This is a genomic window from Burkholderia sp. MSMB2157WGS (genome assembly GCF_001532755.1).
GTDB lineage: Bacteria > Pseudomonadota > Gammaproteobacteria > Burkholderiales > Burkholderiaceae > Burkholderia.
Genome location: NZ_LPJG01000015.1, coordinates 143,466 through 157,859 on the forward strand (window position 1 = coordinate 143,466; position 14,394 = coordinate 157,859).

Below are 14,394 nucleotides of genomic sequence, written 5' to 3' on the forward strand. Positions count from 1 at the left end.
CGTGCCCGGCGCCGTCAACCGGCCTGCACCGCGACCCGGCGTGCCATCCAGCGCGCGCGCAGCGCGTCGTATGCGAGGTTGAAGCAGAACGTGTAAGGCAGGAAGAACAGCACGATGCCGAGGTCGAGCAGCAGCGCCTCGACGAGGCTCACGTTCAGCCACCACGCGGCAACCGGCACCACCATCGCGACGAGGCCGAGCTCGAACGTCACCGCGTGCGCGATCCGCATGCCGAGCGTGCGCGACAACCCGGCCCGCCGCTCGAAGCGGTCGAACAGCGCGTTGAAGGTCATGTTCCACGCCATCGCGATCAGCGACACCATCACCGTCAGCACGCCGACGTGCGACACCGGCATGTCGAGCAGCCACGCGCCGATCGGCGCGCACAAGGCGATCGCCACCAGTTCGAACGTCAGCGCGTGCAGCAGGCGTTCCGCCACCGTTTTATTGGTCTGTTTCATGATGTCCTCCAAGGCATGACCTGATCCATGGCGGCCATTTTGATCGGCGATACCGGACAAATCCAGTTTGATATCATCGGTTTTACCGATATGTCGATGCCAGGAGCACTGCATGCACCACGCCCCGGAAGCCCTGCTCGCCTTCGCCGAAGCGGCGCTGCTCGGCTCGTTTACGGCCGCCGCACGCAAGCTCGGCAAGCGTCAGTCGACCGTATCGGAGGCGATCGCGAACCTCGAGATCGATCTCGGCGTGCAGTTGTTCGATCGCTCGACGCGCACGCCGACGCTCACCGACGCCGGGCGCGCCCTGTTGCCGCAGGTGCAGCGCGCGCTCGAAGCCAGCGCGGCGATCGACCGCACGGCCGCGCGGCTCGCGCACGGCGAGGAAGCGCGGCTCACGCTCGTCGTGCCCGATACGTACCAGTCGAAGCGCTACGAAGAGACGTTGATGGCGCTCGAGCGGCGCTTTCCGGCACTCGAGCTCGAATGCCAGATCGCCGAGCACGACGACGTGCTCGACCTGATCCAGCAGGGCCGCGCGCAACTCGGGCTGATGGCCGCGCGCGCGGCCTACCCGGCCGATATCGGCGCGGCGACGGTGGCGGAGGAATCGGAGATCGGGCTGTTCGTGGGCCGCACGCACGCGCTCGCCGAATACGGCGACGCCGAGGTGCCGCACGCGGCGCTGCGCGACGTGCGCGAACTGCGCCTCAATACGTACGTGAAGGCGGAAGGCCGCGGCACCGACGACCGGATCGTCGTCGGCACGCAGCACTGGCTGGCGCCGAGCTACCTGATGCTGCTGGAGATGGCCGTACTGGGGTTCGGTTGGGCGGAACTGCCGCGCTGGATGGTCGAGCACTTCGCGCGCGACCGCCTGTGCGAGCTACGCTCGCGCGGCTGGCCGCGCCGCGTGCGGGTGGATGCGGTCTGGTCGCGCAACCGGCCGCTCGGGCCGGCCGGCTCATGGCTGCTCGACGCGATGCTGGCCGCGTAGCGGCGCATGCGGCCAGGCCAGCGGCCTGCGGCCGCGGCGGGCGCCGGTCGCTCAGAAACCGCGCGACAGCACGGCCGCGCCGATCGTGACGACGCCGAGCACGAGGTTCACGACGACGAGCAGGCGCACCGCGTTCACCGCGCGCGCGCCGTCGGGCCAGTTCTGCGCCTGCACCGCACGGCGAATGCGCGGGAACAGCGCGAAGCGGATGTGCCCGAAGATCAGCATCATCACGACGCCCAGCCCGGCCATCGCATGCAGCGACCACGTCGCGTGCGCCCCGCCGAAGCTCGCCAACAGGAACCCGCCGGACAGCAGGATCACGATCACGGCCCCCGACACCCAGTTGAAGAAGCGGCCGAACACGCCTTCGATCAGCGGCAACCGGAGTTGCGGCGACAGGTCGGACAGCGCCGGGCGCAGGCAGAAGTTGGCGAAGACCATCCCGCCTACCCACACGGCGACGGCCAGCAGGTGAAGAAACAGCGCGACGGCAACGGCGTGGGACATGGGGACGATCCTGTGATGAGTGGGGTGCAACGAACGGCCGCGTCGCACGCGGCATCAAGCGACGTTCGACCCGCCAGCCGCGTCGCGGTTCAGGCCCTCGGCGCGATTTCACATTATTTTGCAAGTTCCGCGTGACAACGCCACGCTTGCTTACCCGCATTCCCGCGCCGAAAAGAAAAAGCCGCACGCCCGCCGAAGCGGACGTGCGGCCTTCGATCGCAGCTGAACCGGGCGATCGCGCGCGGCGTCAGCCGAGCAGCGGACGCAGCTCGTTGACGACCTTGAGCTTCGTCTCCGGCGCGCGGCCCTTGCGTGCGCGCTTGCCGATGTGCGGCGCGAGCCCGGCGTACGACAGCGTGTCGTCCTGCGCCTTGCCGCCGCGGCCGGTGCCGATCAGCACGACGCCCGCCGGATCGATCGCCAGCGCCTGCACGAGCGTTTCCTTGTCGTCGAGCGCCATCAGGATCACGCCGCGCCCGCCGCCGGACAACGTCTTCATCTCGTCCATCCCGAACACGAGCAAGCGACCGCCGCTCGACAGGCACGCGACCTGCGTCGCGTTCGGCAGCACCGGCATCGGCGCGAGCGGCACCGCGCCCGCGTCGATGGTCATGAACGACTTGCCGGCCTTCACGCGGCTCACCATGTCGCCGACCTTCGCGAGGAAGCCGAAGCCATTGCTCGACGCGAGCAGCAGTTGCTGGTCGGCCGGCGCCGCGTAGTAGTGCATCAGGTGCGAGCCCGACTCGAGCTCGATCAGCGACGTGACCGGCACGCCGTCACCGCGCCCGCCCGGCAGCACCGACACGTCGACCGAATACACGCGGCCGCTGCTGCCCCACGCGATCAGCCGATCCGGCGTGCGGCACTGGAAGGCCGCGTACAGGTGATCGCCGGCCTTGAACGTGAAGCCGGCCGGGTCGAGCCCGTGGCCCTTCAGCGCACGCACCCAGCCCTTCTGCGATACGACGACCGTCACCGGCTCGTCGACCACCTTCGCCTCGAACGTCGCGCGCTTTTCCTGCTGGATCAGCGTGCGGCGATCGTCGCCGTACTGCTTCGCGTCGGCCTCGATCTCCTTGATCATCAGCCGCTTCATCGCGCTTTCGTTCGCGAGCAGTTCCTCGAGCTTCGCCTTCTCGTCGCGCAGCGCTTCGAGCTCCTTCTCGATCTTGATCTTCTCGAGCCGCGCGAGCTGGCGCAGGCGGATTTCGAGGATGTCCTCGGCCTGCCGCTCGCTGAGCCCGAACGCGCTCATCAGCGCGGCCTTCGGCTCGTCGGACTCGCGGATGATGCGGATCACCTCGTCGATGTTCAGGAAGACGATCATCCGCCCTTCGAGGATGTGGATGCGGTCGTCGACCTTCGCGAGACGATGGCGGCAACGACGCGTCATCGTCAGCTGGCGGAACTTCACCCATTCGTCGAGGATCGTCAGCAGGCCCTTCTGGCCCGGCCGGCCGTCGGCGCCGATCATCACCAGGTTCAGCGTCGCGTTCGATTCGAGGCTCGTGTACGCGAGCAGCGTGTTCACGAATTCCGTCTGGTCGATCGTGCGCGACTTCGGCTCGAACACGAGCCGCACCGCCGCTTCCTTGCCCGACTCGTCGCGCACCGCGTCGAGCAGGTCGAGCATCGCCTTCTTCGTGTTGAGCTGCTCGGGCGTCAGCGTCTTCTTGCCGAGCTTGAGCTTCGGGTTGGTCAGCTCCTCGATTTCCTCGAGCACCTTCTGGCCCGACGTGTTCGGCGGCAGCTCGGTCACGACGAGCTGCCACTGGCCGCGCGCGAGATCCTCGATCTTCCACTTCGCCCGCACCTTCAGGCTGCCGCGGCCCGTTTCGTACGCCGCCGAGATTTCGGTGTCGCTCGAGATGATCTGGCCGCCGCCGGGGAAATCCGGACCGGGAATCAGGTTCATCAGCTCCGCGTGCGTGAGCTTCGGATTGCGGATCAGCGCGACCGCCGCGGCCGCCACTTCGCGCAGGTTGTGCGACGGGATTTCGGTGGCGAGGCCGACCGCGATGCCCGACGCGCCGTTCAGCAGCACGAACGGCATGCGGCTCGGCAGCGTCTTCGGCTCCTCGAACGAGCCGTCGTAGTTCGGCATGAAGTCGACCGTGCCCTGGTCGATCTCGTCGAGCAGCAGCTTCGCGATCGGCGTGAGGCGCGCTTCCGTGTAACGCATCGCCGCCGCGCCGTCGCCGTCGCGCGAGCCGAAGTTGCCCTGCCCGTCGATCAGCGGATAGCGCAACGAGAAATCCTGCGCGAGACGCACGAGCGCGTCGTACGCCGACTGATCGCCGTGCGGATGGTATTTACCGAGCACGTCGCCGACCACGCGTGCCGACTTCACCGGCTTCGCGTCGGGGCCAAGGCCCATTTCGTTCATGGCGTAGAGAATCCGGCGCTGCACCGGCTTCTGGCCGTCGCACACGTCGGGCAGCGCGCGGCTCTTCACGACGCTGACCGCGTAGCTGAGATACGCCTGCTCCGCGTAGTTGCCGAGCGTCAGCGCGTCGCTCTCCGGCGCGTCGGGGCTGGCAAAGAGATCGGAAGTATTGTCGTCCATCTGAATTCCGTATTCGTAAGTGGCGTGAGGCCGGGCCGGGCGTCATGCCCGGCCGCGCGGCAGGTCCGCTTAAATGTCCGCTTCGACGTCGTTGCCCTTTTCCTCGAGCCAGCCGCGCCGCGCGGCTGCCTCGCCCTTGCCCATCAGCATCGTCATCCGCGCGACGGTCGCCTCGTAGTCGAGCTCGCCGAGCTTCACCGGCATCAGGCGGCGCGTATCCGGGTTCATCGTCGTGTCCCACAGCTGCTCGGCGCTCATTTCGCCGAGGCCCTTGAAGCGGCTGATGCTCCACTGCGTGTCGCGCACGCCGTCCTTGCGCAGCTTGTCGAGGATTGCTTCGAGCTCGCCGTCGTCGAGCGCATAGAGCTTCTGCGCGGGCTTCTTGCCGCGCGCGGGCGCGTCGACGCGGAACAGCGGCGGGCGCGCCACATAGACATGGCCGCGCTCGATCAATTGCGGGAAATGCTTGAAGAACAGCGTGAGCAGCAGCACCTGGATGTGCGAGCCGTCGACGTCCGCGTCCGACAGGATGCAGATCTTGCCGTAGCGCAGGTTCGACAGGTCGACGGAGTCGTCCGGGCTGTGCGGATCGACGCCGATCGCGACCGAGATGTCGTGCACCTCGTTGTTCGCGAACAGGCGGTCGCGCTCGGTTTCCCACGTGTTCAGCACCTTGCCGCGCAGCGGCAGGATCGCCTGGTATTCCTTGTCGCGGCCCATCTTCGCGGAGCCGCCCGCCGAGTCGCCCTCGACGAGGAACAGTTCGTTGCGCGCGATATCTTCCGTCTCGCAATCGGTCAGCTTGCCCGGCAGCACCGCGACGCCCGAGCTCTTGCGCTTCTCGACCTTCTGGCCCGCGCGCGTGCGCGCCTGCGCCTGCTTGATCACGAGCTCCGCGAGCTTCTTGCCGTGCTCGACGTGCTGGTTCAGCCACAGTTCGAGCGCCGGACGCGAGAACGACGACACGAGCTTCACCGCGTCGCGGCTGTTCAGCCGCTCCTTGATCTGCCCCTGGAACTGCGGATCGAGCACCTTCGCGGACAGCACGAACGACACGCGCGCGAACACGTCTTCCGCGAGCAGCTTCACGCCCTTCGGCTGCAGGTTGTGCAGCTCGACGAAGCTCTTCACCGCCTGATAGAGACCGTCGCGCAGGCCCGACTCGTGCGTGCCGCCGGCCGGCGTCGGGATCAGGTTCACGTACGACTCGCGCACGAGCGAGCCTTCCTCGCTCCATGCGACGACCCACGACGCGCCCTCGCCCTCGGCGAAGGTTTCGTCGATCGAACGCGAATCGGCGAAACGCTCGCCTTCGAACAGCGGGATCAGCAGCTCGCTGCCGTTCATTTCGTCGAGCAGATAGCCGCGCAGGCCGTCTTCATACTTCCACGTCTGGCGCTCGCCGGTCTTTTCGTTGACGAGCACGACCTCGACGCCCGGCAGCAGCACGGCCTTCGAGCGCAGCAGGCGCTGCAGCTCGCCGAGCGGCAGGTTCGGCGAATCGAAGTACTTCGGATTCGGCCACACCTGCACGCGCGTGCCGGATTTCTTCTCGCTGCGGCCCGCGGCTTGCGTCGCGAGCGGCTTCACGACGTCGCCGTCGGCGAAGCCGAGCTCGGCGATCTTGCCGTCGCGCCAGACCGTCACGTCCAGACGCGTCGCGAGCGCGTTCGTCACCGACACGCCGACGCCGTGCAGGCCGCCCGAGAACGTATACGCGCCGCCGGCGGCCTTGTCGAACTTGCCGCCCGCATGCAGGCGCGTGAACACGATCTCGACGACCGGCACGCCTTCTTCCGGGTGCATCCCGAACGGAATGCCGCGGCCGTCGTCTTCGACCGACACCGACTGGTCGGTGTGCAACGTGACCGTGATCTGCTTGCCGTAGCCGCCGAGCGCCTCGTCGGACGCGTTGTCGATGACTTCCTGGATGATGTGCAGCGGATTTTCGGTACGGGTGTACATGCCGGGCCGCTGCTTGACCGGCTCGAGACCCTTGAGCACCTTGATCGATGCTTCGCTATAGGCCGCGCTGGGTTTCTTCGTTGACATAGGCGCTGAATTTCGTCATTCATCGGGACGTTGTCCACACCTCGTGTGGATAACGTCGTGGACAAAACGTTGAGTTCCGTAAAAAAGCGAATCGAAACAACGGTGTGCTTGGACTGCTCCGAAAGCGGGCGCGCGGCGTGCGCGGCGCGCTCCTGAACGCGCGGTATTTTACTGGTTCCGCGTGGCGCGCCAATCGCGGGATCGGCGCGCACCGCACGCGTCACGCCGGCTTGCGCTTCGCCTCGAGCGTTTCCCACCGTTCGAGCGCGGCGAGCAGTTCGTCGTCGATCGCCGCGAACCGCTCGGTCAGGCGCGTGCCCTCCTGCGGATCCTTCGCGAAAATCGAGCCGTCCTCGAGCTGCGCATTGATCGTCTTCTGCTCCGCTTCGAGCGCGGCGATCTTCTCCGGCAGCGAATCGAGTTCGCGCTGCTCGTTGAACGACAGCTTCACCGTGCGCTGCGCGTTGCGGCCCGCCGCGCTCTTCGCCGGCTCGTCCTTCGCGGGCGCCGCTTCCTTGACCGCGCGCTTCGCCGCTTCCTGCTGCGCGAGCTGCTCCGAGCGGGCGCTCTGGATCTGCCAGTCGGTGAAGCCGCCGACGTATTCGCGCCACTTGCCGTCGCCCTCCGCCGCGATCACCGACGTCACGACGTTGTCGAGGAACGCGCGATCGTGGCTGACGAGCAATACCGTGCCGTCGTAGTCGGCCAGCAGCTCTTCGAGCAGTTCGAGCGTCGGGATGTCGAGGTCGTTGGTCGGTTCGTCGAGCACCAGCACGTTGGCCGGGCGCGCGAACAGACGCGCGAGCAGCAGCCGGTTGCGTTCGCCGCCCGACAGCGACTTCACCGGCGAGCGCGCGCGCTCCGGCGCGAACAGGAAATCGCCGAGATAGCTCATCACGTGCTTGCGCACGCCGCCGATCTCGACCCATTCGCTGCCGGGGCTGATCGTATCCGCGAGGCTCTTCTCCTGGTCGAGCTGCGCACGCATCTGGTCGAAATACGCGACCTGCAGGTTCGTGCCGGTGCGCACCGTGCCTTCGTCGGGCTTCAGGTCGCCGAGGATCAGCTTCAGCAACGTCGTCTTGCCGGCGCCGTTCGGGCCGACGAAGCCGATCTTGTCGCCGCGCATGACCGTCGTCGAGAAACGGTCGACCACCGTGCGGCCGCCGTAACGCTTCGTCACGTCGGTCAACTCCGCGACGATCTTGCCGGACTTCTCGCCCTGCGCGACGTCGAGCTTCACGTTGCCCTGCGCATTGCGGCGCTCGGCGCGCTCGTTGCGCATCTGCACGAGCCGCGCGATGCGGCCGACGCTGCGCGTACGGCGCGCTTCGACGCCCTTGCGGATCCACACTTCTTCCTGCGCGAGCAGCTTGTCGAATTTCTCGTTCTCCACGCGCTCGACTTCGAGCTGCTGCGCCTTGCGCGTCTGGTACGCGGAGAAATTGCCCGGATACGACAGCAGCCGGCCGCGATCGAGCTCGACGATGCGCGTCGCGACGCGGTCGAGGAACGCGCGATCGTGGGTGATGAACAGCAGGCCCGCGCGCTGCGCGACGAGCAGCTCTTCGAGCCAGCGGATACCGTCGAAGTCGAGGTGGTTGGTCGGTTCGTCGAGCAGCAGCACGTCGGGCTGCAGCACCAGCGCGCGCGCCAGCGCGACGCGCTTCTGCATCCCGCCCGACAGCGCGTCGACACGGGCGTCGCCGTCCTGCAGGCCGATCTGCGCGAGCGTCATCGATACGCGCGTGCGCCAGTTCCATGCGTCGTGCGCGTCCAGCGACGACTGCAGTGCGTTCATCCGCGCGAGCAGCGCATCGTGCTCGGCGCCTTCCGGTATCTCCGCGAGGCGGTGCGCGATCGAATCGTATTCTTCGAGCAGTTCGCGCGTGTGCGCCAGCCCCGACGCGACCGCGTCGAACACCGTCGCACCCGGCTCGAATTCGGGCTCTTGCGGCACGTAAACGGTCACGAGCTCCTGCTGGCGCGTGACCAGCCCGTCGTCGGCCTTCGCGAGACCGGCGACGATCTTCAGCAGCGACGACTTGCCCGCGCCGTTGCGGCCGATCAGGCCGACGCGCTCGCCGGCCTCCAGCGAGAAATCCGCGTGATCGAGCAACGCGACGTGACCGAACGCGAGCTGCGCGCCGGTAATGGAATAGAGCGACATGGGGAGACGGCGATGAGAGAAATCGGAAGCGCCCATTGTACCGGTCGCGGAGGCCGGTATCGGCTCGGCCGGACGGACGAAGGCCGCGGGTGGCGCTCGACGCGCGTCGACGCGGTCCCGTGAGCGGGTGGCGGCCGGGTTCCGGTGCGGACGCCGGCCGCGGTTTGCGCCCCCGCGAAAGCGACCGATCGGCCGGCCGGATGCCCGCGCGACCGGCCGATCGGCAGATCCCGCGCGCGGCACATCGGGCGCCTGCGCGGGATGCGCGGTTATTTCGTTATTTCACGTTGACCGTGATCGTCGAGCTCATTTCGGGGCCGTACGAACGGTGCGCACCGTCGCCGAGCTGCAGCGTCAACGTGTGCTGGCCGGGCGGCAGCTTCACGTCGGTTTCGGTCTGGGCCTTGCCGAAATGCAGCGAATGCTCGGTCGCCGGGATCACGTCGCCCTTCGGCACCGGCTTGCCGTCGATCAACAGGTGATGGTGACCGGTATCCGGGGTCATGTCGCCGGCCGGCTTGAGCGCCATGCCTTCGAGACCGAATTTCACGTGCACGGGGCTCGACACCGTCGCGCCGTCCTGCGGCTCGACGAAGAACACACGCGCTTCGGCGCGCGCGAGCGTCGACACGGCCAGCGCCGCGACACAGACTGCACCCGCGATCCATTTTCTGTTGAGCATCGTTACCTCCTTCTGATTGACAGGCCCACGAAGCATACACCGCGTGCACGGCCGACGCGCCGGCGTCGGTTGTTCGCGATGCGTACGTTTAAAACGACGTTGCGCAGGTGTTCGGCGAAATTCCGGTACCATTGCGCCTTTCGTCCGCCGGCGAGGCTGCGGACGGCATCGCCGAATTTTCATTGTCCCGAGCGCAACATGAGCGAAGTAACCGAATACCAGAGCTGGGTCTGCCTGATTTGCGGGTGGGTCTACAACGAAGCGGAAGGGCTGCCCGACGAAGGCATCGCCGCCGGCACCCGTTTCGCCGACATTCCCGCCGACTGGCGCTGCCCGCTGTGCGACGTGGGCAAGGAAGATTTCGTCGTCGTCGATTTCTGATTTTCCGTTCCGATCGCGGTCGATTACGCGATACGCGCGTCGGTGTGCATTCCGAGCCGCCGACGCGCCGTGCGTTTGCTATACTCTGCGCGCTGTCCACACCGCCGTCCGGTTCGCCCTCTCTTGCGCGAATGCCCGGACTTGGCTCTCCCCGTAGTTCAATGGATAGAACAAGCGCCTCCTAAGCGCTAGATACAGGTTCGATTCCTGTCGGGGGGACCAGTCAAGCCCCAAACCTCCCCCAAGATTCACAAGAAACTCCCCACTAACGCCCGTCTGGCGGCCATCTCGCACCCATCGTTACCCAGCGTTGCTCAGTGACAGCCGGAGAAAGTGTTGGTATTTTTGTTGGTATCAGCAGATACCAACAAATGCCTCTCACTGACGTGCAGGTACGGAACGCGAGGGCCAGCGCGGCCCCGTACAAACCTAGGCGTCTTTGTACGTAGCAATAGCGCACCCTTCTGTGCGGCCTTCAGGAAGAACGCCGAGCCAGCCGGTGAAGGTGTCCGGTTTTCGGGTGGCCGCCTTAGGCTCGACGAGCCACATTTTCTCACGACTTGCAACGCCAGCTCCTCTGACCGCTGAGCTCGAAACGTGCCCCTGTTACCGGACTATCGAGTCGGTTCGCACAAGCTTGAAGTCGGCCGACAGCGACATATCCGGCGCGAAGTTAATAATCTCGACCTCGCAGCCGGCGAAGGCATCCGAACCATGATCCCGTAAAAACAAAGACGGATGGCAGTGTTCATGCGGATCGAGATTGGTATCAATAAGGGGGAAACTGATCCTAAGCGGAGCCATATTCGTGCTGCCCACCGTTGCCTGACCTAAAACCATCAGCTGACCAAAGCCGGTCGGCTCCGAACTCATTTCCCCGGTCGGCAGGCGACGCTGGCCGCTAAGAAGCCGAAAGTGGTTTTCGGTCTCCAGCTTGCAACTTGCTTGACTTCCGTTCGCCAGTTGGAAGTCGGTATTGGATATGAGGCACAAGATTGCCAAAGATATGCGATCAGCCTGAGCATCCCACGGCACCTCGTCGAAGCTGACTCTCTGCGCACGCAGGACGTCCTTTAGATCCTTGTGAAAATCGCTTACGTGGAACGCTGCCCTCGAATGGATGAAGCCGGTAACGAACCGAAGAGCTTCGAATAGTTCGACACCGCCCTTATTGTTTCTTAGGCTGCATGTGCCAGTTTTCTTATCGACTGAAAAATTGGCTTCAATCTTCTTGACGAGCGTTGTACGACTCATCTTATGCTCGTCCTTCAGACGGCGCTCGTCCGCAAGACGGGCTTGAGAAAGGAATAGTCGATAAAGGTATGCTGGAAAAGGCGTAGCAAGATCTAGCGGACGCTTCTCAGACACGTATTCTCGAAAGTACTGGATCGCGTCAACGAACGAAGTGATGGACTGCTGCGCGAGGCCACGATCCCGAGCGTCCGAGTGTGCAACGAAGTTCGCCACTTCAAAGAAAACGGTCTCCTTCCCTGCGTATGGACGAAGCTTCATGAGGAGATTGTCGACGTCATTCGCATCAAATCGACCGGCGTGAATGCGTTCAATGATTTGATTCAGCTTGGCAAGGTCTTTGAGTGGCAGCGGCATGTGGTTCCCTGATGAAGTGCGCAATTAGCGGTGAGATGGCCGGCTTGTGATAACGCAACGTGTGCTAGCTGCTTCCGTTCTGGCGTGGCTGCTATCGCTTGAATTGTGGCACCTGCCGATCCGCCTCTCTACACCCGGACAGAAAAGCCATCAGTGCCCGGGCAACTCGGCATGTCCGAAACCGCTCCCTTTCGGACATGCCGTCGACCACCCGTCCGAAAATAAGCTCGCACACATTTCGGACAGGCGATAAGATTCGGACATCCATTTTGAACACATCAAGACAACAGCATGTCCCGGATCTTTGCATATGCCCGCGTCAGCACAATCGACCAGACAGTCATCAACCAGCTCCGAGAAATCGAGGCGGCCGGTTTCGCTGTAGACAAGCGACGTGTCGTAACGGAAAGCATTTCAGGTAGCGTCAGCGCGAGTCAACGGCCGGGCTTTTCGAAGCTTCTGGACCGCTTGGAAGAAGGCGACGTACTTATCGTTACTAAGCTCGATCGGTTGGGGCGAAATGCTATGGATGTGCGTTTGACCGTTGAAGGCTTAGCAGACCGTGGAATTCGAATACATTGTCTTGCGCTCGGTGGCGTCGATCTTACGAGCCCAGCCGGACGGATGACGATGCAAGTATTGAACGCGGTGGCCGAATTCGAGCGCGACTTGTTGATCGAACGCACCAACGCTGGAATAGCTAGAGCAAAGTCCGATGGGAAAGCAATGGGCAGACCATCCGCCCTCACCAAACATCAGCAAAACGAGGCTTTTCGAATGCTGAGTGACGGAGCAACCGTGAGTAGCGTTGCGAAACAATACAACACCAGTCGCCAAACAATCATGCGAATCCGCGATGCGATGCAACAAATCACAAAAACGCGCCCATGAATTTATTATTAATTACTTAATCGCGAGCACGTTCCGCCAACGCCCCACTCGCCTGATCGAAAAGCAAAATATCGCAACATCCGCCAACCACCATCAAACCGGATTAGCTTGATATTGCCCACGAAATTCTTGCTTTATATAACATAGAGAATCAAAACTATTCTCCAAGTGTAAAATAAATTCACTCAGAACCAATTCAGCGGAATTAAATCGATCCTCCAAGTTATGAGCCTTTATATTAGCCCCCACCCTCAAGGGGCTTGTTCGACCATGAGCAACTTGATTGCGCTTATCGACAACCTCATTCATCGCCAAGACATGAACCGAATCAAATACCGGTTCATCGATCCCCATGTAACCAGATATATCCCGCAGAGTTTCCGGCCAGACGTTCTGAAGTTGATCAGAGAATATAGCGTCATTTATTGAACAAGGGTTGTCAGCAAGCATCGCACCAACAAACAAAACCCTCTTCTTCCAATTACTCTCCCCCGGAGTGTTCTGCAGCGATTTAAACCGGCCATCGAGCGCAAGAGGCAAAAAACTTGGAGCAACGTGCACCGTTTGGAGCTGCAGATCAGCCACGGCACGAAGAAAATTGGAAACGACCTCGTTTATCGATTTCTCAAAGGCACCATAGAGGTGAACATAAAAAAGACCTCGCATGATTTTCACATGCTCAGCATCAACCGGAGGCGTATCAGTGGACTCTTGCGATTTTATAAACGACAGGAGGTTTCTCACCTCCATAAATCTCGCATCGATGTCCGTACGAGAGATATCGAGACTCATGTCGACAGATGATTCTTTACGTACGCAATACGATCAACCAGCATTCTTCGACTATTAGTCGCCCCCGTCGTCAATTTGCGAAGCCGGACATCACTAACAAGCGCCGTCAATTTTGCACGGCGGATAGCCACTTTTTCGCGAATAGCGTCGGCAACACCAATCGCAAGGGCCTCATATAGAACGGCAGAGGTAGTGCTTGCTTGTCCGCGCGTAATTCCATTCGGAAATGCGCCCGCCAACGCTGCCATAGACGCCTTAAAAAGATTAACACTCGTCGGCGATATTTTTTTTGCCGAATTCACCTTCATATAGTCATTCAAAAAACCCTTTACACTATGGTCAAACTCCTCCCTTTTTTCAAGATACGCAAAAAATCGAAGCACATACTCTTCGGCCGTTCCATTTTGATACTCAGACTCGCGAAGACGAACAGCGGTCAAGAAATCGGGCAACTTCGCAAGCTTCTTCAATTGATCATTAAATTGACCGCGGAATATACAATTTCTAATTTCCTGATTCGTCAAAGACACGCCCCCAGTATTTAGGCGCTCAAACAAATCAAATCTTACATTAAGATCACTCTTGTCATTCAGGACCGTGACCCTAATTGGCCGCGTCTGAAACATCAACTGAAGCGACTTCGGAATGGTTTTGTAAGTCTGGTCATTAAATTCCGTCAGCTTTTCCAAATCCTTAATTTTCAGCGGCGTAGATCTATTAACCCTCCCCAGCACCTCACCTTCCGACATAAAATGGACCAAGGTGGAAATTCGCTGAACACCGTCAACGATCTCCCAAGTTGCGTCAGCATTCGTAGCCATAAAAATACTCGGCACCGGGATGCCGAGCAGAATTGATTCAATCAACTCCGACTCTCTCGCCTCATCCCATACAAATTGTCGCTGGTACTCAGGCGGAACAAAAATCGCCTTCTCTTCGAACATTTCATAAATCTGACGGACAGTCATATCGTAGCTGTCAAACGAAACCATCCGTCGCTCGACGTCCAACTGCGCCTGCATCGCAGTTGCTGATTTTAAGTTTGTCGTCATAATTTCCCGTTTAGCGTGAAGCAAATCCGCATTGATTTAGCATATAACGGCATTGTAATCGGTCTCAGCTCCACTTGGCGACAGCCGCGAGTTTCGCATGGCCCTTCACTCGCACCGGCAGACCGCAAGACCTTGGGCCATGATATAGCAACCAATGCGTCGGAGACCGCCCCTCGTAAGCTGGCTTCACACCCAAATAACCGATGACATGGGGAACATGCCGCGGCGG

The 14,394-nt window shown here is 62.1% G+C and carries 12 protein-coding genes and 1 tRNA gene; 4 read left to right on the plus strand and 9 right to left on the minus strand.

Translation table 11 applies throughout. From position 1 onward, the window contains the following. Positions 1 to 14: 14 nt before the first annotated feature. Positions 15 to 461, minus strand: coding sequence for a multidrug/biocide efflux PACE transporter (locus tag WT53_RS10555; RefSeq protein ID WP_034208742.1), 447 nt, complete (start codon positions 459 to 461; stop codon positions 15 to 17). 112 nt (positions 462 to 573) lie between these two features. On the opposite strand from WT53_RS10555, the gene WT53_RS10560 reads away from it, so the two are divergent. Continuing rightward, positions 574 to 1,458 carry a LysR family transcriptional regulator gene (locus tag WT53_RS10560; RefSeq protein ID WP_060259612.1) on the plus strand — a complete coding sequence of 295 codons (885 nt, stop codon included), beginning with the start codon at positions 574 to 576 and terminating at the stop codon, positions 1,456 to 1,458. Positions 1,459 to 1,509: 51 nt separating this feature from the next. On the opposite strand, the gene WT53_RS10565 is transcribed toward WT53_RS10560, so the two are convergent. The 5 genes from WT53_RS10565 to WT53_RS10585 form a co-directional block, all read right to left on the minus strand. After that, a complete protein-coding gene (locus WT53_RS10565) occupies positions 1,510 to 1,968 on the minus strand; it encodes a CopD family protein (RefSeq protein ID WP_034208055.1) in 459 nt (152 codons plus the stop codon). Between the two features lie 247 nt (positions 1,969 to 2,215). Next, positions 2,216 to 4,537: a DNA topoisomerase IV subunit A gene (gene parC / locus WT53_RS10570; RefSeq protein WP_034208056.1), complete on the minus strand. Its 2,322-nt coding sequence runs from the start codon at positions 4,535 to 4,537 to the stop codon at positions 2,216 to 2,218. A gap of 69 nt (positions 4,538 to 4,606) precedes the next feature. Beyond that, positions 4,607 to 6,589 (minus strand): DNA topoisomerase IV subunit B, encoded by a 1,983-nt coding sequence (gene parE, locus WT53_RS10575; protein WP_060259616.1) that lies wholly within the window; start codon positions 6,587 to 6,589, stop codon positions 4,607 to 4,609. 220 nt (positions 6,590 to 6,809) lie between these two features. Then, entirely contained in the window at positions 6,810 to 8,795 is a 1,986-nt protein-coding gene (locus WT53_RS10580) for an ATP-binding cassette domain-containing protein (RefSeq protein WP_179949005.1), read from the minus strand. A gap of 241 nt (positions 8,796 to 9,036) precedes the next feature. After that, positions 9,037 to 9,441, minus strand: a complete 405-nt coding sequence (locus tag WT53_RS10585; RefSeq protein ID WP_059781239.1) for a DUF4399 domain-containing protein — start codon at positions 9,439 to 9,441, stop codon at positions 9,037 to 9,039. A 198-nt stretch (positions 9,442 to 9,639) separates the two neighbouring features. On the opposite strand from WT53_RS10585, the gene WT53_RS10590 reads away from it, so the two are divergent. Both WT53_RS10590 and WT53_RS10595 read left to right on the plus strand, forming a co-directional pair. Continuing rightward, positions 9,640 to 9,822: a rubredoxin gene (locus WT53_RS10590; RefSeq protein WP_034190709.1), complete on the plus strand. Its 183-nt coding sequence runs from the start codon at positions 9,640 to 9,642 to the stop codon at positions 9,820 to 9,822. 147 nt (positions 9,823 to 9,969) lie between these two features. After that, positions 9,970 to 10,044: transfer RNA gene (locus WT53_RS10595), tRNA-Arg, on the plus strand. A gap of 384 nt (positions 10,045 to 10,428) precedes the next feature. On the opposite strand, the gene WT53_RS10600 is transcribed toward WT53_RS10595, so the two are convergent. Continuing rightward, entirely contained in the window at positions 10,429 to 11,430 is a 1,002-nt protein-coding gene (locus WT53_RS10600; protein ID WP_060259619.1) for a hypothetical protein, read from the minus strand. A gap of 291 nt (positions 11,431 to 11,721) precedes the next feature. Between WT53_RS10600 and WT53_RS32185 the strand changes: the two genes are divergently transcribed. Beyond that, positions 11,722 to 12,321, plus strand: coding sequence for a recombinase family protein (locus WT53_RS32185; protein WP_082727483.1), 600 nt, complete (start codon positions 11,722 to 11,724; stop codon positions 12,319 to 12,321). A gap of 93 nt (positions 12,322 to 12,414) precedes the next feature. Here the strand turns inward: WT53_RS32185 and WT53_RS33445 are convergent, their stop codons facing one another. Both WT53_RS33445 and WT53_RS10605 read right to left on the minus strand, forming a co-directional pair. Continuing rightward, on the minus strand, positions 12,415 to 13,113 hold the full coding sequence (locus WT53_RS33445) for an MAE_28990/MAE_18760 family HEPN-like nuclease (RefSeq protein ID WP_156447867.1): 699 nt from the start codon (positions 13,111 to 13,113) through the stop codon (positions 12,415 to 12,417). After that, positions 13,110 to 14,165 carry a DUF262 domain-containing protein gene (locus WT53_RS10605; RefSeq protein WP_060259622.1) on the minus strand — a complete coding sequence of 352 codons (1,056 nt, stop codon included), beginning with the start codon at positions 14,163 to 14,165 and terminating at the stop codon, positions 13,110 to 13,112. Before WT53_RS10605 ends, WT53_RS33445 begins: the two co-directional genes overlap by 4 nt. Positions 14,166 to 14,394 lie beyond the last annotated feature (229 nt).

Bases quoted from the DNA above. Each gene is read 5' to 3' on its own strand.
- WT53_RS10555 (WP_034208742.1), bottom strand. From the start codon at position 461: ATGAAACAGACCAATAAAACGGTGGCGGAACGCCTGCTGCACGCGCTG.
- WT53_RS10560 (WP_060259612.1), top strand. From the start codon at position 574: ATGCACCACGCCCCGGAAGCCCTGCTCGCCTTCGCCGAAGCGGCGCTG.
- WT53_RS10565 (WP_034208055.1), bottom strand. From the start codon at position 1,968: ATGTCCCACGCCGTTGCCGTCGCGCTGTTTCTTCACCTGCTGGCCGTC.
- parC (WP_034208056.1), bottom strand. From the start codon at position 4,537: ATGGACGACAATACTTCCGATCTCTTTGCCAGCCCCGACGCGCCGGAG.
- parE (WP_060259616.1), bottom strand. From the start codon at position 6,589: ATGTCAACGAAGAAACCCAGCGCGGCCTATAGCGAAGCATCGATCAAG.
- WT53_RS10580 (WP_179949005.1), bottom strand. From the start codon at position 8,795: ATGGGCGCTTCCGATTTCTCTCATCGCCGTCTCCCCATGTCGCTCTAT.
- WT53_RS10585 (WP_059781239.1), bottom strand. From the start codon at position 9,441: ATGCTCAACAGAAAATGGATCGCGGGTGCAGTCTGTGTCGCGGCGCTG.
- WT53_RS10590 (WP_034190709.1), top strand. From the start codon at position 9,640: ATGAGCGAAGTAACCGAATACCAGAGCTGGGTCTGCCTGATTTGCGGG.
- WT53_RS10600 (WP_060259619.1), bottom strand. From the start codon at position 11,430: ATGCCGCTGCCACTCAAAGACCTTGCCAAGCTGAATCAAATCATTGAA.
- WT53_RS32185 (WP_082727483.1), top strand. From the start codon at position 11,722: ATGTCCCGGATCTTTGCATATGCCCGCGTCAGCACAATCGACCAGACA.
- WT53_RS33445 (WP_156447867.1), bottom strand. From the start codon at position 13,113: ATGAGTCTCGATATCTCTCGTACGGACATCGATGCGAGATTTATGGAG.
- WT53_RS10605 (WP_060259622.1), bottom strand. From the start codon at position 14,165: ATGACGACAAACTTAAAATCAGCAACTGCGATGCAGGCGCAGTTGGAC.